Consider the following 19828-nt stretch of genomic DNA (forward strand, 5'->3'; position numbering starts at 1 on the left):
GCGACAACCGAGATCTACACAAGGCTATTCGTCGGCAGCGTCAGTAGTGTATAAGAGACAGGGACGTGCCGATAGTCCAGGTAGGTCGTGCTGAGGTCCTGGCCGGCGAGCCACTGGCTGTAGCCGTCGAGGCGGACGGTGGAACTGAAGCCCCAGTTGCGGAAGCCGGAGTTCATCGCGACGACGCACTCCTCGGGCAGGCGCGGGCCGTGGCCGTGGACGGTGGCCAGGGTGGGGTTGAGCAGGTGGAGCAGGTCGTTGGCCGCCGACCCGGCCTGGATGAGTTCTTCGCGCCGCCGCGGGGAGGCGCCGGCGAACTTCCAGGGCATGGCGAGTTCGGCGGGGAGCGGCGCGCGCAGCCGGGGGTCCGTGGCCAGCAGGCGGTACAGGAAGGTGGTTCCGGTGCGCCAGCCTCCGGTGATGACGATGGGCGGCCGGTCGAGCGGACGGTCGGTGCGCGGCAGGCGGTTCATCGCCAGGCGGGCGCGCAGGGCCGCGACGGCGGAGCCGCGGACCATCCGGGCGCCGACGGCGTTGAGGCGTCCGTCGTCGTTCGCGGAGGCGAGGTAGCGGTCGAGCCCTTCGCGCCAGTACGCGGGATCGCCGAGGCCGGCGGGGTCGTCCTGGCGGAGTGCCGCGGTGATGACGGGACCGGGGTCGAGGGCGTAGGAGCCGGGACGGGCGGCGCGGTCGTTCTCGGCCGCGGCGTAGATCTCCTCGGCCTGCGGGGTGCGCGGGGGAGGTGTCCAGAGGGTCACGTGCCGCCTCCCAACTCGTCGATCGGGTGGACGCGGACGCGCGGCAGTGGCGGCGCCTCTTCGGTGTGGAGCCAGCGCAGCACGACGAGCCCGGACGGGCGGCCCTCGGTGTCGAGCCAGTCCCCGTCGAACGGCCCCTCCGGCGGCCGGGCGGCCAGGATGAGGCGGTATCGGCCGTCCCGGAGGGCGGCGGTGGCGCCCGTGCGAGAAACCGTCCGGTGCCGGTAGTCGAGGGAGTTGAGATACCTGCTGTAGAGCAGGGCGTTCCAGTGGCGGCAGGGGACGGTCTCGCCCTCGATGACGAGCGCCTCGTCCGGGCCGAGCCGCCAGGCGCCGCGCTGGTAGTGGATGCCGGGCTCGGTGTAGGCGGCGCCGTCGGCCATCTCCGCCCAGTGGTGCACCGTGTTGGGTTCGACCTGCTCTTCGACCGCGGAGAAGGCCACCGGCATCATCTGGATCGTCTTGGCGAGCCGCCGCACCTGGTGCTGGAACCGCGCGGCCTCGATCGGCGGCGGGGGCTCCGGCGGGGTGAGCGGCTCGATCGTGCACCAGCCGGGCCGGTCGTCGGCGACGTCGTCGTGGAAGTGGCGGACCCACAGCTGCCCGTTGCCCTCCGGCAGCGGCAGCCACGGGCCCGTCCCGGGTTCCGTCCCGCCGACCAGGACGGAGAACTCGCCGGACGGGTCGGTGGTGAGCCGGTCGCCGTCGATGCGGGCGGCGGCGACCGTCCCGCCGGCGGAGCCGGTGTAGGCGGTGATCGAGGTGTACACGGCGTCGCCGGAGTGGCCGGTGATGCGGTACCGCCGGTCGCCGCGCACGTCGGCGACCCAGTAGCGGGTGTCGGGGTTGTCCATGAAGAACTTCTGCCGCCACCCGTTGAACGGGACGAGTTCGGGCCGCTCGCGGTCGACCTCGAACCGGGCGAGCTGGTGGTGCAGGCCGCGCAGCAGCGCCCGGTAGCCGTCGGCGCGCTCGTCCTCCGGCAGGCCGGGATCGTCGAGCAGCCGCCCGGCGGCCGACAGCGCGTCGACCAGGTCGGCCCAGGCCCGTGCTTCGGGGGTCATGCCGCCTCGCCGCTGCGTGCGGTGCGCGGGTGCTGGACACTGCGGTGCGTCATGATCGCTCCGGAGGGCGCGAGGGTCAGAGGCGGACTCGGTCGTCGAGGACGTAGTGCGGTCTCGGGTCGTCGATGAGGATCCCCGCCTCGGCGGCGCACACGGCCGGGAGCGCGTCGAGGACCGCGCGGACCGACGCCGCGGTGACGGGGTTGGTGCGGTCCGTGCCGGACGCGGCGGGGTTCGGGTCGAAGGTCAGCCGGGTCCGCATGATCGACGGGTCGCCGGTGATCTCGATGGTGTAGTCGATGGGGCTGCGTCCCTCGCGGTCGGGGTAGGGCAGGTCGTCGCCGCGGAAGGCGTTGGCCTCCCCGAGGTACCAGCACTCCTCGTTGGTGAAGAAGCAGCGGTCGTCCAGGTAGCCGCGGTGGGTGAGGTGCAGCGCGGCGGTCTGGCCGGGCTCGACGACGAAGCCCGAGCGGGTCTCGAACCGCTCGCTCGCCGGGATGCCGCGCAGGTCGTGGACGACCTTGACCTCGTCCATCGAGGCGCCGAACAGATGGTGGGCGACGTTGCCGGTCAGGTCGCCGTAGTACAGGTCGCCGAACAGCGCCAGCGGCTTGCCCGCGCCCAGCTCGGCCGGGTCGGAGCCGAATCCGATCCGGCGGAGGCCGCCCCACATCGAGCCCGCCGCGGCGAAGTCGACCGCCTCCACGCACCGCACGTGCGAGACGCCCGACACGCCCCGGGCCATCGTCATCGCGACCCGCTCGACCATGAACGTCGGATGGACGCCGGTGCCGTGCAGCGTGGTCCCGCCCGTCAGGCACGCCTCCACCAGCCGGGACGCCGGCGGACGGGACGCCGTCAGCCAGTTCGGCATCGCCGCGTTGTGGTAGGCGGCGGTGGAGATGACGTTCTTGCCGGACTCCAGCAGGGCGATCACGTCGGCGTCCAGCTTCGCCCCGAGCGCGTCGGGCCGCGATGTGACGATCACGCAGTCGGCGTCCAGGTCGAGGATCTCCTGCGCCGACGTGGTCGCGGTGACCCCGATCGGGCCGAGGCCGAGCAGGTCGCCGAGGTCTGCGCCGTGCTTGCGCTCGCTGAACACCTTCGCGCCGACCAGTTCGACGTCCGGCTTGCGATGGGCCGCCCTGGCGACGGCGCCGCCGACCTCCCCCGGGCCCCAGATGATCACCCGGTGCGTCGTGCCCATCGCTCGCCTCGCTCCCCGCCCGGTCTGGACGATCACCGGACGGGCCGCTAACTTACAGATCGTAAGTTAGCGGGGCAAGAGGGGAGAGGGGCCCGGCGGATGGCCACACGCCGACGGCTGACCGGCCCGCAGCGGCGCGCCCAGATCCTGGACGTCACCCGCCGGATCGTGGTCGAGCAGGGCTACCACGCGGTCGCCTTCGAACGGGTCGCCGCGGAGTGCGGCGTCACCCGCACCGTCCTCTACCAGCAGTTCGACACGCTGCCCGAGCTTCTCGTCGCGCTGATCGACCGCGAGGTCGAGCGCGCCTTCGCCGGATTCCGGCAGGCGGTCGCCCGTCCCGTCCCGCCGGACGAGGACCCGTTCACCGCCGGCCTCGCCGGAATCCTGGAGGCCGTCGACGCCGCCCCCGCCACCTGGCGGATGCTCATGCTGCCCGCCGAGGGCGGCCCGCCCGAACTGCACCAGCGCCTGGCCCGCGCCCGCGCCGTGACCCGCGCCCACCTGCACAAGCTCACCGGCCATCAGGACGACCCCGATCTCAGCATCCGCGTCCTGCACGCGCTCGCCGACGAACTCGTCCGCCTGCGCCTCACCGACCCCGACGCCCACCCGGTCGACCGGCTCCTGTCCCAGTCCCGCCGCATCGCCCGCGCCTGCCTGGCCCCAATGCCCACCCACGACTGACACCGGCCAGATCATCGGGGCTCACCGCGTCTCTGCTAATGCCCGTCGGGCTGGTCCGGGGTGAAGGGCCACTCCTCGAAGTGGACGCAGCGGCCGTCAGCGCCGAAACGCAGAATCCATAGGTCGCGCCAGCGCGCCAGGTCGTCGCGCAGATACTCGACCTCGATCCGCACCACCGCCCTGTCACCGTCGACGGCCACGATCTCGCTGGTCATCGTGAAGGGTTCATCGGGGCCGTCGCGCTCGGCTTCCCACCACAGGCCGAGCCGGGACAGGCCGACGATCGGCCGCGCCCAGGGCGACGGCAGGTACGACACGTCCGGCGAGAACAACTCGGCGAGCGGTTCGGTGCCGGGTGTGCGCCACGCCCGCTCATACCCGGCGACCCACCTCCCGACGGCATCTCTGTCCACACCCGCCATGCTGCCAGCCACGCCCCAGCGCGCCGTTGACGCCACGCGCGAATCGGTGAGCGACACGAGGCCGCGAACAAACTGCGTACTCGACCGAGAAGTTGCTGCGGGAGAACGACGACAAGGTCCCCGGGGGAATGAAGACCGACGTCGAGCCGGCCCTGGCCGAGGTCAGGAAGACCCTGGAGGGCACCGACGTCGACGCCATCCGCAGCGGCGCCAAGAAGCTGGCGCAGACCAGCCAGAAGATGAGCGCCGCCATCTACGCGAAAGAACGCCGAACACCATAGATGCAGCTATCGCTCGCACCATCGGATCTCACACGGGAAGCCTACGTGGGAGGGCGGGGACGCGGAAGCATGCTGGTCCCGGGATGGTCGGCCTGGAATCTGGACAGCGTTTCGGCCGTCACCCCGGTATCGACAAGGTCGAGGTGGTCGAGGTTGTATTGCCCGAGCACCGGAACAATCGCGTCGCTGACCGGTGTCCCGCGTAGGCTCAGCGACCTGATATGCGTGACACTGCTGAGGAGTTTGATCAGGTTCTCATCGGTGGCGGCAGTGAGGCGAATGGTCAGGTGGTCGAGCTTTGCCGGCAGGCTCGTCGGGCCGGTGAAATTGGCGGCCGTGAGGCTCAGGCGATGCAGAGACGAAGGGAAGGCGGCGTCCAGCCAGAGAGTTTCCTTCGCGCCGAGTTGCACGCTCGTTAGGTGGGGGGCGACTTCGATCAGCTTTTCCTGACCCCATCGACGCGGTGGAAGGTTGGTGATCGTCAGATCGGAGAGGGCGCCGAGTCGTCCGCCACCGGCGCCGACGTGGAAGGCGTTCGGTTCTCTGAGAAGCAGACGCAAGACCCGCAGTTTCGGGAATCGCGGGAACGCCGACATGGCTTCAGCCCCGATCGCACAAGCCTGGTGCTCGAAGATCTCCATGCACGGCAGATCCGGCAACGCGGAAAGTAGCCGGTCATCGAATTCTTCGGTCATCAGGGTGAACGACCAGACCCTGCCGGAGGCGGCCGCCAGATCTTCGAGGTCGGAACGGCCCCAGCATTCAGCATGCGTGTGAATGCTGAATGGGGTGCCGTCATGGCGAGGCGGCAGAGCCGGCCCTAGAACGTGAAATGGCGGTGCTCCCTCTTGGGAGTGATAGAGTCGAGAGTCGTCATCCGTGAAGCGTCCGCAACAGACGACTTCGACGACCGTCGCCGTTCCCGTCTCGCTGACCGCCGAAACATTGACCCATTCGGGGACGCGGCCGTCTCGCCACAATTCGGCAACGGCGGTCTCCTCGTCGCACCTGTTCAGTGCGACGGCCCGATGATGGGCGCTGTCCTCTGGAAACCGCAACTCGCCGGGGTGTGGGGCGTGCCCGTCGTAGGACTGGTTGAGCCGAACCCGGAACACCAACGGCTCCGGCAACTCTTCGGAAACCAGCGACTGGGCGAACTCCCGTGCGGCCCGAACCGACGCGGCGAACCGCGCGGCGAACACTTCCCGATTCACCCGGCAAACCTACCGCCGACCATCCAGGACCAGCCATCCGCTCTCCGGCGCGAACGCGCGCCAAGCGACATGAGGGCCAGTTCCCCCGTTCCACGTGACACTTCGCAAGTGGTCAAAGGAAGCGCGCTGCGCCTCTTCGGCGATCTCCTCGCCGTGGGCGATGAACTCTTGCAGGCGCGCGGCGTCCTCCTCCGGCAGGAATGGCGCCTCGATCGATATCGCGTCCGGGACCCCCATGCGCACTGCCTTCTCCAGCCCGGCCAGGAGCGTCGCGCCCTCCGCATGGGCTCCGCGAGCGCGCCCACATGCTGTGGCCAGCGCAGGTGCAGGACGGCGAGCTTGGCCGGCTTCCGTACGGAGGGGACGAGAACGCCCTGCGCCGACTGCTCGTAGTGCGCGACGAACGTCAGGAAGCGAAACAGGTTCACATAGCGCTTCACCGCGAGGGGCCGCTGCTCGGTCGCGACGAGATCGAGGACCCGCGGCACGTCCGCCGGGACGAGATGCAGGAAGCCTGTCCGTGCCGCGTACCCGGGGTCGCGCGGGGTCGCTGACGAGGGTTCGGTGAGGTTCGATTCCGGTTGTTTGAGCAGGCGGTCGAAGGTTCCGCCGGCTGCTCCGCGCAGGAAGAGCCACCAGCGGGCGACGGCGGCCACCGCCAGCGCCGCGGCGCCCGCCCGAGAGGACCGCGGCCGACGCGCGCCTCAGCCAGTCGGCCGCGTGCCCTTCTCGGCGGCCGGGTCGAGGTCTTCGCGGATCATCCGCATCAGGGAGGTCTTGCCCGCGCCCCATGGACCGGTGATTCCGATCGTCAGCGGAGGAGCCGTGCCCGGCGACCGGATGATCGCGGCGATGGACGCCGCATACGGCTGCTTGCCGAGACGATCCGCGAGCGTCCAGAAGTCCCGGCTGACGGTCGGGTCCGGCCGTACGGTCGCGCGAGCTCCGGCGGCCAGGCGCAGGCGGGCGAGGACGACCTGCTGGATGCCGGGGTTCCTCGGTGACCCGTCGCAGCCCGCCCGGTGGAGCGGCGCGCTGACCCCACGGGCTAAGTTCTAGGCGCGACAGGCGGATGTGCCTTCCGCCCGTCGCTCGCTTCTCGGTTATGCGGACGATTTCGATTGGTTGACCAGGATGACGGACGGACCATTCTCGGCATCGTGCAAGTACGGCGACGGGGTAGCGCTGGGCGACCAGCTATCGCTGCTCCGCATTGCCGCTGGAGGTGCGCGGTGACCGGACTGGAGATTGTGGTCGACGGTCCCTATTTCGAGGACCTGCGGCATGGGCAGCGGTTCGGGCACGGCCCTGGCGTGACGCTGACGGAGGGGCTGGCCGCCGCGCACCAGGCGATCGTCGGCTGCCGGCTGCCGCTCGTGGTCGACCACCCGCTCTGCCGGCGCGTGACCGGGGGAGATGCACCGCTCGCGGCGCCGAACCTGGTGTGGGACGTCGCCATCGGCCAGTCGACCCTCGCCACCCACACGGTCGTGGCGAACCTGTACTACCGGGGAGTGGTGTTCCGGCGTGCTCCCCGGCTGGGGGACACCCTGCGGACGGTCACCGAGGTCGCCGGATTGCGGCAGAACTCCCGCCGTCCCGGACGCGCCGCGACGGGCTTGGCCGCTTTGCGGATCACCACGGTCGACCAGGAGGACCGTCCCGTCCTGGACTTCTGGCGGTGCGCCATGCTCCCCCTGCGGGACGGGAGCCGGGAGACCGGCCACGCCGAAGATCTGACGACCATCGGTGCGGACACCACGGGTGCCGACCTGACCGCTGTGACGGCGAAATGGGATCTGTCCGCCTACCGGGAGGCCGTGGACGGACCGCATTTCGCGGACGTGGCCGAAGGGCAGGTCTTCACGGTGGCCGGGGGTGACGTGGTCTCCTCGGCACCCGAGCTGGCCAGGCTGACGCTCAATGTGGCGAAGGTGCACCACGACGCGTCGGCGAGCGCCGCCGGCCGGCTGGTGTACGGCGGCCACACGATCGGCATCGCGCTGCACCAGGCCGTGCGGGCGCTGCCCCGCATCGTCACCGTCGTAGGTTGGCACGGCTGTGACCACCTCGCCCCCGTCCGGGAGGGGGACACGCTCACCAGCAGTGTCGAGGTGGAGCGGACCGAGCCCCTGGACTCCGGTGGCCTGGTCCATCTGCGATCCCGGGTCAAGGCGAGCCGCCCGGACGCGGCACCGGTCGACGTCCTGGACTGGCGCTTCATAGCCACACTGGCCTGACTATCGCAGCAGGGCGAATTCTCGCGTCGAAGGGTGGTCCATCAAGGCGGGCGCGTCCGGGTTCGGAGCGGGGTTGCGCCATCGACCGAAATCGGATCAGGTCTTTGCAGCAACCGTAGCCGCGCCTCGTCCGTCGCCGCCAGACAGTGGCGCGAACGTCAACACGGCCGACGCCAGGACCCCGGCCACCGCCGCCAGGACCGCCGGCCACGGCCACCACCTGCCCTTCCCGTTCCCCATGGCCGCCATCTTGGGTCCCCGGGGCCGGAGCGCGCCGACCAAGTCCACAAACGGTCTGCCGCCCCTTTCGCAAGTACCTGTGGCGAGACGGCGGCGGCCGGGACACCGCGCCGACAGGTGAACCGGAGGGCGGTGTGGGCACGCCGTCCGCGGGGCAGAGCGTGCCGGGTGACGGGCTGCGGATAGGAGCCCTTCAGGTTTCGACGGTCCGCCGGCAGCCCATCCCACGCCCCGGCGGCCTGGTCGACAAGGGTGAGGTGACCCGCTGCCGGGGTTATCGAGGCGGTGCCGCGGGGCGGCGGGCGAACAGGATCGCGCCCGGCTTCGGCGCGTCTGGATTCAGCAGGTGCTCCGCCTCGACGGTGAAGCCCGCCTCGCGGAGCCAGTCGGCCACACGCGACGGTGGGCGATGGTGCACATACGCCTGCAAGGCATTGTCGCCCTCACCGGTCGTCTCGAGAATCGACGCGTCACCCACGTGGAATCCCACGGCCAGCACCCCGTCCGGCCGCAGCACCCGGTGGAACTGCCCGAGGACGCCCGGCACCGCCTCGTCCGGGATGTAGATCAGCGACCACCACGCGAGCACACCGGCGAGGGAGGCGTCGCCGAGTTCCAGGTCGGTCATCGAACCGACCTCGAACCGCGCGCCGGGATGCTCGCGGCGGGCGATCTCGATCATCGCGGGTGACAGGTCGATCCCGAACGCGTCCGCGCCCAGCTCCCGCAGCAGGGCGGTGGTGTGCCCCGGCCCGCAGCCCACGTCGGCGACCGGCCCGCCGCCGATCGCGCGAACCAGGTCAGCGAACAGCACGACCCCGGCTCGGACGTGGAGCAGCCTGTCGAGCAGGTCGCGGGTCTCATCGGCGTAGCCGGCCGCGATGGCGTCGTAGGAATTCCGAGTCTCGGTCAACCAGGTCATCAAAGGGACTCTAACCCTTTCGGCAGAGCGCCGACAGGTGTGCACGCACCCGATCCGGCAATAGAGCACGTCTTGCGCGACCGGTCGCCGACCGGCAACTTGGTTTGACTTGCGGGCGGCCCAGAAGGACCGCCGCTTGGGTCCGCCGGCACGCGGTCCGAGGGCGCAGGCGTCCTCAAGGAACTGCGGACCTCGGCGTGTACCTACGGATGGATGCTGGGTTGCCAGGACAACGGGTGCTCTCGTCGTGGCCTGCCATGAAGCTCTTCTGAAGCCGAAATGAATGCGGTAGCTGGGAGGGTCGATCAAAGCAGTGCCACGGTCGTCATGTTCGAACAAAGTCGAGGCGGGTTTCGTTGCGGGTAATGATCACAGGTAGGCGGTATCCCTTGGCGGGGGTGCTGGTGGCGCTCACCGTCCTATGCTTGGCGCTTTCAACCGGAACACCCCGAGCGGCGGCACAGCCGGTCGCCCAGGACAAGGGCGCCCTGACCGCGCTCGCCGGCGACCCGGAAACCGACCCGCCCATCGTCGGGTACCACGACTACACCTTCAGCAACCACGGCAAGGCGACCGCCGGCGCGCTCGCGCGAACCTGGGTTCACGGCGCCTCGCGCTGCGGCTATGCGTTCTGCACCATCCAGCAGATGTCCGACAGGTATCGGGTATTCACCTTCAGCATATGTGGCACCGTCGCACTGCGGAACTTCGTCGGACTCTACGACTCGCATAATCACATGAATAAGACCGTCGTATTCCTCGATTCGCGTGGGGTGGAGATCGGCTGGTACAGGGCCGGGATGCGCGACCCCGTGAACTGGAATCCCGTGTACTACGTCAGGGTCTGCAATTAGCAGAGAGCCGTTGGCCGCCTCGCTGTGGCGAACTCCGCCGCGCGAGGCGGCTTCACGACAACCTCATGCTCCCGCGTCTGCGTCTGGAAACGACCAGACGCAGACGCGGGCCCAATGCCGCCGACGACTGGGAAGGGCTGCACTTTGCCCTGCCGATCCGACATTCGCGCCCAGCGAACCGGCAACGGCGCACGTCGCGTAAAGGGCCACGCAGACGGGGCATGGCGCCGCCTCCCCCCGACCCCACCGCGCTGACCGCATCGTGTGTCATTGCGTCTGGTCAAGAGCATCGGCCGCAGAGGTCACCGTCCGTGATTGGGTAGGCGGGTCAGGTGGAGAGTGCCTTGGCGAGGCGTTTGGGAGCGGAGAGCCGCCAGGCTTCGGTGACCAGTTCGGCCAGTTCCTCTGGGGCGACGGTGGCCAACTTGACTGCTACCCAAGCGAAGCGTCCGCTGGCCCAGGACGGGGAGTAGGTGGCCGGATCCTCGGCGATGAGGGCGGCCTGTTCCTCCCGGGTGGCCTTGAGTAGGACGACATGGTCGTCCTCGTTGAGGTAACAGAACCCCTTGTCGCGGACCCGGAAGCCGGTCAGGTCCGAGAACGCTTCGCGCTCCGTGACCTCCGGCAGGCTGAGCACCAGTTCGAGGAATTCTTCAGCGCGCATGCTGAAGCTGTACCAGCCGGGTCGGACGGTTCATCTCCGTTCCTACCTTCAGGACAGGAGTGCCGCAGTGGGCGGCCGGGTCCGCTAACGAAGGGCCGACAAACGATCAGAAGACCGGTCCTCCAAGCGGAGGAACCGGCCTCTGAACTGGTATTTCTGTGCCAAGACGGCGGGACTGCACCACGATCCCTTGCCCCTCGGCGCTCATCTTCAAATGTGAGACTCGGCCTCCTGCCGGCTCGTCATGCTGGTGCGGGTGATGGCGAAGCCGAAGGCGGTGGCGAGTACGTACATGACGATGCTGTAGACCGCGGCGGGGATGGCGACCGCCGTGCTGTCGAGAACGCTGAGGGCGATGGTCAGTGCCACGGTCGTGTTGTGGATGCCGACCTCCATGGAGGTGGCGATCGCCTGCTCTCGCCGGAGCCGGAACAGCCGCGCTCCGGTGTAGCCGAGAGTGAGGCTGGCCAGGCAGAACAGCGTGACCACGAGCCCGACCTCGCGCACGTAGTCCACGATGTTCTCCCGCTCGCCGAGGATGGCGCCCAGGGAGACCGCGACCAGCACCACGATCGAGAAGATCCGCACCGGCCGGTCGGCGCGCGCGGCGAAGGCGTCCGACCGCCGGCGCACCAGCATGCCGACGCCGACCGGCACGAGGACGATGGCGACGACCTGGAGCACCTTGCCGAACTGGAGACCGAGCGTGCCATCGGCGTCGAAGTAGCCGATCGCCAGGTTGGTGATCAGCGGGATGCTGACCGCGGCGAGCACCGAGTTGATCGCGGTGAGCGTCACGTTCAGTGCGACGTCACCGCGGAACAGGTGGCTGTAGAGGTTGGCCGTCGTGCCGCCCGGGGAGGCGGCCAGGAGCATCACGCCCACCGCGATCAACGGATCGACGTCGAAGGCCTTGACCAGGCCAAAGGCCACCAGCGGCAGCACGAGCATCTGCAGGACGAGTGCGACGGTCACCGCCTTCGGGCTTCGGGCGACCCGGCGGAAGTCGCCGGGCGTCAGAGAGAGCCCGAGCCCGAACATGATGATGGCCAGCGCGATCGGCAGCCCGACGGCGATCAATGCTGAGTCGTTCACGGTGTTCCTTCATGGTTGGTTGCGCTTTGGGTGGCATCACGCGGTTGCAGGCGGTCGCGGGCGTCGGTCGGTTGGCCACCGGCCAGAGGCGGCAGAGGGGTTTCGGGGGACGGTCGGTGCGCCGTTTCTGGCGGTGAACAGGGACTTCGCGGTTGAGTAGTCGGCTTTACCTACCGCAGTACGGGGGGTTTTGTCTACGATGTGGGCCGCTCGTGGCACTTTGCAGCCTCCGAGCCGTTCGTCTCCGAACCCGAGCACCAGCGCTGGCAAGGTCGCCGGGGACGGTGTCGAGGATGCGTCGATCACGAGTCGGAGGGCGGCGGCAATCTACGCCTCGTCTGTGTCGTAGCCCTCGGGGCTGCTGGGCAGGCTGATCAGCCGGTCGCGTTCGGGGCCGGTTCGTTCTCTCGCGGCCGTCCTCGGTGATCAGGATGACGCCGGGCACCGGAGTGGACAGGCCGGTGGCCAACGGCCTGTCCTGCGACGGCAATGCATGCGGAAGTCGTGCGAGCAGCTCTCCTTGACCGATGAGGAGAACATCGCCTCGGAGGAGCAGATCAGCTGCGAACGCAGCCAGGTCACGGTCCGGGCCGTGTTACGGCCACGTGCCGAGCCACATCGAGCTGCTCCGGCCGCCGATGAAGCTCGCTTCTGCCGGAGCGGCCGAATGACGGCCGCGATACGGACCGCCTCGTCTCGTTTGTGGTTATGATCGAGTCATGGCTACGAACGCACCAGATCCCGGCCGGCGCAGCGAGCGATCTCGGCTTGCGATCCTCGACGCGTCCATCGCCCTGATCGGCGAGCTCGGGTACGACAACGTCTCGATCGAGGCGATTGCCAGGCGGGCGGGCGTCGGCAAGCAGACCATCTACAGGTGGTGGCCCTCGAAGGGCGCGGTCGTGCTCGAGGCCGCGACCCACAGCCTCGATCCCGTGGTCGCCTTCCCTGACACCGGGGAGATCGTCGCCGACCTGCGGGCCCAGCTGACGGGGATCGTCGAGCTGATCGCGACCACCGGCTTCGGAGCGACGTACCAAGGTCTGATCGCCGCCGGCCAGTCCGACCCCGACCTCTTGCGCGCCCTCTTCGAACAGATCATCGAACCGAACGTCAGTGAGTTCAGCCGACGGATCACCGTGGCCCAGGAGCGCGGCGAGGTGCGCGCCGATGCCGACGTGCACGCCCTAAGGGATCTGCTGTACGGGGTGATCGAATACCGGCTCCTCCATGGGATGCCGATCACGCCCGAACACATCGACGCCTTCCTGAGGATCACGTTCGAGGGCGTGCGGTAGCGGTCGCCGGAGCTGCCGTCCGCAGGCAAACGAGACGGCTCGTCTTGACGCGAGACGAGACGGGCCGTACTTTTTAGACGCCGGGCACGCCGTCAGGAGGCCGAGGTTCGCGGCACGAACGGCCTGGCCACCTGCCAAAGGAAGGTACGCCACCACCTCCCGCCCTCGGATGAAGGAGCTGCAGCTCCCCGGATCAGACCGGCGCAAGACTCAACTGCCCTGCCGGCGGGAAAGTGCACTTCGCTCGCGCCCGCCACGGAAATCGAGCGCTGCTTCGCGCCACGGTGCCGCGGTAATGAGGGCATAAGGGGTTCCACCGAGGCGAAGTGGCCGCTGCGGCACGAAATCAACCCGACGACCCGAAATAGACGCCTGGCCCGCGGACTTGTCGCCGTCAGGAACGCAACAGACGACATCCGGACGGACTTACCGCGCAACCGATCTGGTCATTGAGTCACCCTCGGGCCGATCGCGAAAGGACGACCATGCCCACCGTCAGCCACATAGTCGAGATCAACGCGCCGGTGAGTCGCGTGTGGGCGGTCCTCACCGATACCGCCGCGTACCCGGAATGGAACCCCTTCATGATCGAGCTCGACGGCAGCCTGGTTCCCGGATCGCGGCTGGCCGTGACGATCGCTCCTCCCGGCGCGAAGCGGCAGCGCTTCACTCCCACCGTCACCGCCGTCGAGCCCGAGCGGCGGCTCGCCTGGCTCGGCCGCCTGTTCATCCCGGGCATCTTCGACGGCGCGCACTCCTTCGAACTCGAAGCCCTCACCCCCGGATCGACCCGGTTCATCCAATCTGAGCGGTTCTCCGGAGTGCTCGTCCCGCTGCTGCGGGGCCTACTGCGATCGACCGAGGCGGGCTTCGCGGCAATGAATACCGCCCTCGCCGCGCGGGCAGAGGGCAAGACAGGCGTTGGCTGAGCTGCACCGGCTTCCGTGACGGGAGCCTAGCCAGGGGGCCTGCGCCGCCCTACGAGGACCCCGGCAGCGGTCGTGCGATGGGCCGCAGATGCTCGCGGCCGGTGACACCACGACCGAGTACCGGAAGGACGCCATGACCGCATCCGTGACCGACGAACGACCGGACTTCACCGGGCTGCGCGCGATGTACGTCAACTGCACCCTCAAACGTTCCCCCGACCGCAGCCACACCCAAGGTGTGATCGACCGCAGCGCCGCCATCATGGAGGCGAACGGAGTCGGTGTGGATCGGATCCGCGCCGTCGATCACGACATCGCCACCGGCGTCCGCCCGGACATGACCGAGCACGGGTGGGAGACCGACGAGTGGCCCGCACTGCTGCCCCGGGTCCTGGCAGCCGACATCCTGGTCATCGCAGGACCGATCTGGCTGGGCGACAACAGCTCGGTGACCCGCCGGGTGATCGAGCGGCTCTACGGCTACTCCGGCGTACTCAACGAGCGCGGCCAGTACGCCTACTACGGCCGGGTCGGTGGCTGCCTGGTCACCGGTAACGAGGACGGCCTCAAGCACTGCGCGATGAGCATCCTCTACAGCCTGCAGCACATCGGGTTCACCGTCCCGCCCCAGGCCGACGCGGGCTGGATCGGTGAGGTCGGTCCCGGCCCCTCCTATCTCGACGAGGGCTCCGGCGGCCCGGACAACGACTTCACCAACCGCAACATCACGTTCATGACCTACAACCTGCTCCACCTCGCGTCGTTGATCCGGCGCGCCGGTGGGATCCCGGCCTACGGCAACCAGCGCACGGCCTGGGACGCCGGTTGCCACCCCGACAACGCCAATCCCGAACACCGCTGATCACCTCCGGCGGGTTCCGAGACGACGAAGCCCGGTGGCCGGGTCACCGCAGCCCGCACGGCCCCGGCCGGTCTGGTTCGAGGCCACCGCGGACGGGACCATCCAGCTCTCCACGCCGTCGGACTCGGTGAAACTGCGACGGCTGCGCCGCGACCCGCGTGCTTCGGTCGTCGTCGCCGCTCCGCCCGGTGAGCGCGAGCGCCGGGTGTCGGTCACCGGCCAGACCGCCGTGGAAGCCGAGGGTGCACGGGACCTCGCCGAGCGGCTCGCCGCCCGCCACTGGGATCTCGACGAGCGGGCGGACGACCTGGCCGCGATGGTCGCCGACGAGCTCGTCCGTATCGTCCTCCACCCGGAGCAGGTGCGCCGATTCGCATTCTGAACGCGGAAGCCAGGCATGCGTACCGCCGGGCACCAGGTCTCCATGCGACGAGTTCAGCCCGTTGGGCCGGTTCCTTGACGGCGGCTAACAATGGCGGCGAGATGCTCGGAAGTTGAACGGAAATGGAAAGCGTGAAAGAGCTCTTGACTCGATTTTCTGCGCGTCGGTAGTTTCGCGGGAACGGCCAGAGAAAGTGCATTCAAGACGTCCGCTTCCCTGGGCTCCGCCGACATATGACCGAAGAGCCCGCGGACGCCGACCCCCGCCATGACACCGGACGACGAAGGGCTCCCCGTGCTACCCGCTCTCCGTAGATGGACCATCACCACAGTCGCCGCGTTCACCGCGTCGGCGGCCGCGCTGACCGGCGCCCACTTCACCGGACAGCAACCGCAGACCGCCAAGGTCGGTGCCGTCTCCTACGCCGCACCCGCCGCCAAGGCGATCACCGCGGCCAACCTGTACGTCGACCCGTACTCCAACCCGGCGGCCTGGGTCGCCGCCAACCCCGGCGATTGGCGCGCCGCCCGTATCAAGGCGGCCATCGCCGACCGGCCGATCGCACGCTGGTTCGGCAACTGGGACAGCGACATCACCGCGGCGGTGTCCCGCTACGTCGGTGCCGCCGCGCAGAGCGGCGCCACACCGATGCTGGTGGCCTACAACGTCCCGGGCCGGGACTGCGGCAGCCACTCCGGCGGCGGCGCGGGCAGCCCGGACGCCTACCGCAACTGGATCGGGCAGTTCGCCGCGGCCATCGGCAGCCGCCAGGCGGTCGTCGTGGTGGAGCCCGACGCGGTCGCCCAGCTCGACTGCCTGCCGAACGACACCGAGCGGCAGATCCGGCTCGACCTGCTGAGATACGGCGTGCAGCAGCTCAAGCAGAAGGCGCCGAACGCCTGGGTGTACCTGGACGCCGCCAACGCCAACTGGATTCCCGCCGGCACCATGGCCCAGCGTCTGCAGGCGGCCGGGATCGCGGACGCACGCGGCTTCTCGGTCAACGTGTCGAACTACTACACCACCGAGCAGTCGGTCACCTACGCCAGGGCCGTCAACGCCGGGCTCCCCGGCGGCAAGACCTTCGTGGTCGACACCAGCCGCAACGGCAACGGCTCCAACGGCGAATGGTGCAACCCGGCCGGACGCAGGCTCGGCACCCCGCCCCGCCAGGGAGCCGACGCCGAACTGGAACTGTGGGTCAAGGTCCCCGGCGACTCCGACGGCGACTGCGGGATCGGTGCCGGGATCCCCGCCGGACAGTTCAGCCCCGACCTGGCCATCCGCCTGATCGACGGAACCCGGTAACCGCTCGCGCGCGTGCCGCCCGCACCGTACCGGTGAGCCCTCGGCCCGCCTCAGGCCGAGGGCTCACCGCTCACTCGCGGACGACCTCGATGGAGACCGTCAGCTTCACAGGTTCCTCTTCAACCCCATGGACACGAAGGCCGGCGTGACCAGTCCCGTTCGACGCCAGTGCCGCTGGAGTATCAGACGGCTGTCCGAGGAGCGAGATGCTGGAGGAAGAACTCGGTCATGGTGGCGAGCGTGTTCTTGAACTCCTGGTTGTAGACGACGAAGTGCCCGCCGGGCAGGGTGACGAGCTGCTTCGGGTGCAGGGCCCGTTCGTAGGCGGCGAAGGCCAGGTCGCTGTGGGTCAGGATGTCGTGCTGGGCGACGACGAGCATGAGCGGTGTAGGGGAGATGCGGGCGATGTAGTCGCCCGGCTCGTAGCCGGCGATCGCCTCCACCGACCGGAGCGTGACCTCGTTGCGCCACGTCGCCAGGCGCTCCGCCTCGATCGTCTGGTACCACTCGTAGGTTTCCCGGTCGGCCATCGCGGCGGGCTCCCCGGGGGTCGCGGTGATGAGGGGGATCATCGCCGGCGCGCCGCCGTTGAACCGGGCGAGCCGGTCGGCGTCGAAGCTCTTGCGCACCTCGGCGAGCGCCTCGCTCGGGATGAACCGCGACAGGGTCGTCCCGCCGCTGATGACCGGCACCTGTGAGTAGACGGCCTTGACCCGCCGGTCGATTGCGCCGACGACGAGCACGTGCCCGCCTGAGAAGCTCGACCCGAACACACCGATGCGCTCGGCGTCCACCTCGGGACGCGTGCACAGGAAGGTGATGGCGTCCCGGTATCCCTGGATCTGCGTCCAGGGGTCGACCTCCTGGCGCGGCTCGCCGTCGCTCGCGCCGAACGAGGCATGGTCGTAGAGGACGACCGCCAGCCCGGCCGCGGCGAGCGCTTCGGCGATGTCGTCGGTGTACTGCTCCTTGACCGCCCCGAGTCCGTGGGTGACGACCACGGCAGGGTGCGGGCCGGCGGTGCCGTCGGGGGTATGGAGCCATCCGCGGAGGGTCGTCCCGGCCGAGACGAACTCGATGTCCTGGCGCATTGCGGGTCCTTTCGCTGGTGCGGCGGATGTACGCCGCGGCCTATGGAGGGCCGGGGGTGAAGATGCCGCTGAGGGCAGCGGCGTGCGCGGCCGCTGCGGCGGTCTCGGCGACCTCGTCGTCCACCGGGCCGCGGGCGACGAGCAGGCGGTAGTAGATGGGGGCGCCGACGGCGCTGATCACCGCGATGCCGTCCGTGCCGGGCGGTAGCTCCCCGCGCTCTACGGCCCGCTCGACGATCCGGGACGCGAGGCGGTTGCGCTCGGCGATCACCGTTGCCCAGACGGTGGACGCCTCGGGGGACCGGACGGCGGCGGCCACGACGCCCTCGACGAGCGCCCGAGCCCTGGGCTGCCGGTACAGGGCGGCGATCTCCAGCGCGAGTGCACGGAGGTCGTCCAGCAACGAGCCGGTGTCCGGTATCGGGACCTCGTTCTTGCCCAGTTCGCCCAGCAGGTCGAGGACGACTCCCTCGACCGTCCGCCACCGCCGGTACAGCGTGGCCAGATGCACGCCCGAACGCTCGGCCACCTTCTCCAGGGTGAGTCCGGCGTACCCGCCGGCCTCCAGTTCGGCCCAGGCCGCGTCCAGCACCGCCGCACGAGTGCGCGCCGTCCGGCCGCCGGGCCGCGCGGCCCCCGCCGCGCGCGGCTCCGCATCCATGTGGCACCCCTCTCGTGCGTCACGCACAGAGTAACGCGAACTTCTTCGCATTAACAGCCCCGACGGCAACCGACCGGGTTGTCGGCGCCTGGTGACAAGCTCGGGCGAGTGGCGCGGGGGAGTCCATGTGCTCGCGAAGACGACAGGTCCTGAGCTGCAAGAAGGGGATGAATCATGGTCGAAGGCCAGGCGGACTGGTTCGGTGCTGGCCGAACTGGGTGCCGATCCGTGGCGACCGATGATGGACGGCTGGTCGCCGGGCCGGCTCAGCCTGGCAGGCTCACTCGGTGACCTTTTCGAGATCCCCGAAGGCCAGACCCTCACCGGCCATGAACGGGCGATGGCCGACGCCGGGCCTGAACTGGCCGAGGTGTTCTCCGGCATTTCCTACGACGGGTTCTCGGTGGCCTGCGTAGCGGGGCTGACGGCCGTCGAGACGCTGCAACGACTGACCGTCGGTGAGGTCATCGTCGTCGACGACCACACGCCGTGGTACGAGGAAGAGATCTGCGGCGAGAGGGACATCGTCGGCGTCACCGACGTTCCCGGCGGCTGCGTGATCGCACAACCGTGGGGGTACCGGGCCGTTCACGTCCTGGAAGCGGTGACGGCAGGGACGTTCGCCTACGGCATGTACGCCAACCCCAAGAGCGGCGATCAGGGGCGCATCGCCGAGGACGGTCGACAGGTCAAATGGGACCTGCACCCCGGCTACGACCCTGATCCCGACTCCACCGCCCGCGAGGTGTTGGCGAGCTTCGCCTCGTGCGGCGACGCGCTCGTCAACTGCCTGGTGTACTCAGGCCTGAAGCCCGATTCGACAGACTGCCTGGAGCGCCCGGACGCCTGGGTGCGGCTCGGCCCCAGAGACTCTTAGTGAGCACGACTCCTTTCAATGGTCATCTAAGACCGTTTTCCGTCACCCTCTTGCCGCCCATTGAACGAGTGTTTAATGTGGTGTGCGTGAGCGCAAGGAGCACGTCTTCGGCGGGTGACGGCGACCCGGGGACGGCGGCCCGTATCCGGGACGCCGCGATCGAGCGGTTCGGGCGGGAGGGGTTCACCGCCGGGGTGCGGGCCATCGCCGCCGACGCCGCCGTGTCGCCGGGCCTGGTCGTGCACTACTTCGGGTCGAAGCAGGGGCTGCGGCGCGCGTGCGACGAGCGGGTGCGCGAGGTGATCGTCGCCGAGAAGCGCGCGGCGGCCACCGACGGCACCGCCGCCGGGCTCCTGGCGCAGCTGGCCGAGATCGAGCGTTTCGCCCCCGTCGTCCGGTACGTCGTGCGCTCGATGCGCGAGGGCGGTGACCTGGCGGCCGAACTGTTCGAGCACATGGTCGACGACGCGGCGCGGTACCTGGAGGCGGGGGTGGCGGCCGGGGTGATCCGGCCGAGCCGCGACCCGGTCGCCCGTGCGAGGGTGATGGCATACCAGGGGATGGGCTCGATCCTGATGTGGCTCACGATGCACCCGGAGCACGCCGACCCGGCGTCCTTCGGCAAGGCCCTGCGCGCCTACATGGAGGAGATGACGGTCCCGATGCTCGAAGTCTTCACCGAGGGGCTGTACACCGACCGGACGCTCCTGGAGGAGTACCTCCTGTACGTCCCGGACCCGCCCCGCGACGGCGCCGAGGACTGAACGCACCA

The 19828-nt window shown here is 69.4% G+C and carries 22 protein-coding genes; 11 read left to right on the forward strand and 11 right to left on the reverse strand.

Features of this window, described 5'->3' with window-relative positions:
- Window positions 1-14 precede the first annotated feature (14 nt).
- The 3 genes from E1266_RS17700 to E1266_RS17710 form a co-directional block, all read right to left on the reverse strand.
- Window positions 15-758, reverse strand: coding sequence for a sulfotransferase (locus E1266_RS17700; RefSeq protein WP_132048288.1), 744 nt, complete (start codon window positions 756-758; stop codon window positions 15-17).
- Window positions 755-1822, reverse strand: coding sequence for a DUF1214 domain-containing protein (locus E1266_RS17705; protein ID WP_132048290.1), 1068 nt, complete (start codon window positions 1820-1822; stop codon window positions 755-757). The genes E1266_RS17700 and E1266_RS17705 overlap by 4 nt, the downstream gene beginning before the upstream one ends.
- Before the next feature lie 76 nt (window positions 1823-1898).
- Entirely contained in the window at window positions 1899-3029 is a 1131-nt protein-coding gene (locus E1266_RS17710; protein WP_132048292.1) for a hypothetical protein, read from the reverse strand.
- Between the two features lie 99 nt (window positions 3030-3128).
- Between E1266_RS17710 and E1266_RS17715 the strand changes: the two genes are divergently transcribed.
- The gene (locus E1266_RS17715; protein ID WP_207945719.1) at window positions 3129-3716 is read left to right on the forward strand and encodes a TetR/AcrR family transcriptional regulator; all 588 of its coding nucleotides are present in this window, start codon (window positions 3129-3131) and stop codon (window positions 3714-3716) included.
- A gap of 35 nt (window positions 3717-3751) precedes the next feature.
- Here the strand turns inward: E1266_RS17715 and E1266_RS17720 are convergent, their stop codons facing one another.
- Window positions 3752-4129: a nuclear transport factor 2 family protein gene (locus tag E1266_RS17720; RefSeq protein ID WP_207945721.1), complete on the reverse strand. Its 378-nt coding sequence runs from the start codon at window positions 4127-4129 to the stop codon at window positions 3752-3754.
- A 101-nt stretch (window positions 4130-4230) separates the two neighbouring features.
- Between E1266_RS17720 and E1266_RS17725 the strand changes: the two genes are divergently transcribed.
- Window positions 4231-4419 carry a hypothetical protein gene (locus E1266_RS17725; protein ID WP_165966119.1) on the forward strand — a complete coding sequence of 63 codons (189 nt, stop codon included), beginning with the start codon at window positions 4231-4233 and terminating at the stop codon, window positions 4417-4419.
- A gap of 41 nt (window positions 4420-4460) precedes the next feature.
- On the opposite strand, the gene E1266_RS17730 is transcribed toward E1266_RS17725, so the two are convergent.
- Together E1266_RS17730 and E1266_RS17735 are read right to left on the reverse strand one after the other, a co-directional pair.
- Window positions 4461-5633: a hypothetical protein gene (locus E1266_RS17730; RefSeq protein ID WP_132048294.1), complete on the reverse strand. Its 1173-nt coding sequence runs from the start codon at window positions 5631-5633 to the stop codon at window positions 4461-4463.
- 9 nt (window positions 5634-5642) lie between these two features.
- The gene (locus tag E1266_RS17735; RefSeq protein ID WP_132048295.1) at window positions 5643-5870 is read right to left on the reverse strand and encodes a hypothetical protein; all 228 of its coding nucleotides are present in this window, start codon (window positions 5868-5870) and stop codon (window positions 5643-5645) included.
- A 995-nt stretch (window positions 5871-6865) separates the two neighbouring features.
- On the opposite strand from E1266_RS17735, the gene E1266_RS17745 reads away from it, so the two are divergent.
- Window positions 6866-7873, forward strand: a complete 1008-nt coding sequence (locus E1266_RS17745; RefSeq protein ID WP_165966120.1) for a MaoC family dehydratase — start codon at window positions 6866-6868, stop codon at window positions 7871-7873.
- A 514-nt stretch (window positions 7874-8387) separates the two neighbouring features.
- Here E1266_RS17745 and E1266_RS17750 read toward each other — a convergent pair.
- On the reverse strand, window positions 8388-9035 hold the full coding sequence (locus tag E1266_RS17750; protein WP_132048297.1) for a class I SAM-dependent methyltransferase: 648 nt from the start codon (window positions 9033-9035) through the stop codon (window positions 8388-8390).
- A gap of 398 nt (window positions 9036-9433) precedes the next feature.
- Here E1266_RS17750 and E1266_RS17755 point away from each other — a divergent pair, with 398 nt between their 5' ends.
- A complete protein-coding gene (locus E1266_RS17755) occupies window positions 9434-9889 on the forward strand; it encodes a hypothetical protein (protein ID WP_132048299.1) in 456 nt (151 codons plus the stop codon).
- 328 nt (window positions 9890-10217) lie between these two features.
- On the opposite strand, the gene E1266_RS17760 is transcribed toward E1266_RS17755, so the two are convergent.
- Complete coding sequence (locus tag E1266_RS17760) at window positions 10218-10553, reverse strand: MmcQ/YjbR family DNA-binding protein (RefSeq protein ID WP_132048301.1); 336 nt, start codon at window positions 10551-10553, stop codon at window positions 10218-10220.
- Between the two features lie 210 nt (window positions 10554-10763).
- Window positions 10764-11648 (reverse strand): bile acid:sodium symporter family protein, encoded by an 885-nt coding sequence (locus E1266_RS17765; protein ID WP_132048303.1) that lies wholly within the window; start codon window positions 11646-11648, stop codon window positions 10764-10766.
- A gap of 719 nt (window positions 11649-12367) precedes the next feature.
- Between E1266_RS17765 and E1266_RS17770 the strand changes: the two genes are divergently transcribed.
- The 5 genes from E1266_RS17770 to E1266_RS17790 all read left to right on the forward strand — a co-directional run bounded on the left by E1266_RS17770 (window position 12368) and on the right by E1266_RS17790 (window position 16427).
- The gene (locus E1266_RS17770; RefSeq protein ID WP_132048305.1) at window positions 12368-12946 is read left to right on the forward strand and encodes a TetR/AcrR family transcriptional regulator; all 579 of its coding nucleotides are present in this window, start codon (window positions 12368-12370) and stop codon (window positions 12944-12946) included.
- 485 nt (window positions 12947-13431) lie between these two features.
- Complete coding sequence (locus E1266_RS17775; protein ID WP_132048307.1) at window positions 13432-13875, forward strand: SRPBCC domain-containing protein; 444 nt, start codon at window positions 13432-13434, stop codon at window positions 13873-13875.
- A gap of 133 nt (window positions 13876-14008) precedes the next feature.
- The gene (locus tag E1266_RS17780) at window positions 14009-14737 is read left to right on the forward strand and encodes a flavodoxin family protein (RefSeq protein WP_132048309.1); all 729 of its coding nucleotides are present in this window, start codon (window positions 14009-14011) and stop codon (window positions 14735-14737) included.
- A gap of 34 nt (window positions 14738-14771) precedes the next feature.
- Complete coding sequence (locus E1266_RS17785) at window positions 14772-15119, forward strand: pyridoxamine 5'-phosphate oxidase family protein (RefSeq protein WP_207945722.1); 348 nt, start codon at window positions 14772-14774, stop codon at window positions 15117-15119.
- 267 nt (window positions 15120-15386) lie between these two features.
- Window positions 15387-16427, forward strand: a complete 1041-nt coding sequence (locus E1266_RS17790; RefSeq protein WP_132048311.1) for a glycoside hydrolase family 6 protein — start codon at window positions 15387-15389, stop codon at window positions 16425-16427.
- Between the two features lie 182 nt (window positions 16428-16609).
- On the opposite strand, the gene E1266_RS17795 is transcribed toward E1266_RS17790, so the two are convergent.
- Together E1266_RS17795 and E1266_RS17800 are read right to left on the reverse strand one after the other, a co-directional pair.
- Window positions 16610-17518: an alpha/beta hydrolase gene (locus tag E1266_RS17795; RefSeq protein ID WP_132048313.1), complete on the reverse strand. Its 909-nt coding sequence runs from the start codon at window positions 17516-17518 to the stop codon at window positions 16610-16612.
- A gap of 40 nt (window positions 17519-17558) precedes the next feature.
- Window positions 17559-18179 (reverse strand): TetR/AcrR family transcriptional regulator, encoded by a 621-nt coding sequence (locus E1266_RS17800; RefSeq protein WP_132048315.1) that lies wholly within the window; start codon window positions 18177-18179, stop codon window positions 17559-17561.
- Between the two features lie 127 nt (window positions 18180-18306).
- On the opposite strand from E1266_RS17800, the gene E1266_RS17805 reads away from it, so the two are divergent.
- Window positions 18307-19056, forward strand: a complete 750-nt coding sequence (locus tag E1266_RS17805; RefSeq protein ID WP_132048317.1) for an ankyrin repeat domain-containing protein — start codon at window positions 18307-18309, stop codon at window positions 19054-19056.
- Window positions 19057-19142: 86 nt separating this feature from the next.
- Complete coding sequence (locus E1266_RS17810; RefSeq protein ID WP_132048319.1) at window positions 19143-19820, forward strand: TetR family transcriptional regulator; 678 nt, start codon at window positions 19143-19145, stop codon at window positions 19818-19820.
- Window positions 19821-19828 lie beyond the last annotated feature (8 nt).

The organism is Actinomadura sp. 7K534 (genome assembly GCF_004348575.1).
GTDB lineage: Bacteria > Actinomycetota > Actinomycetes > Streptosporangiales > Streptosporangiaceae > Spirillospora > Spirillospora livida.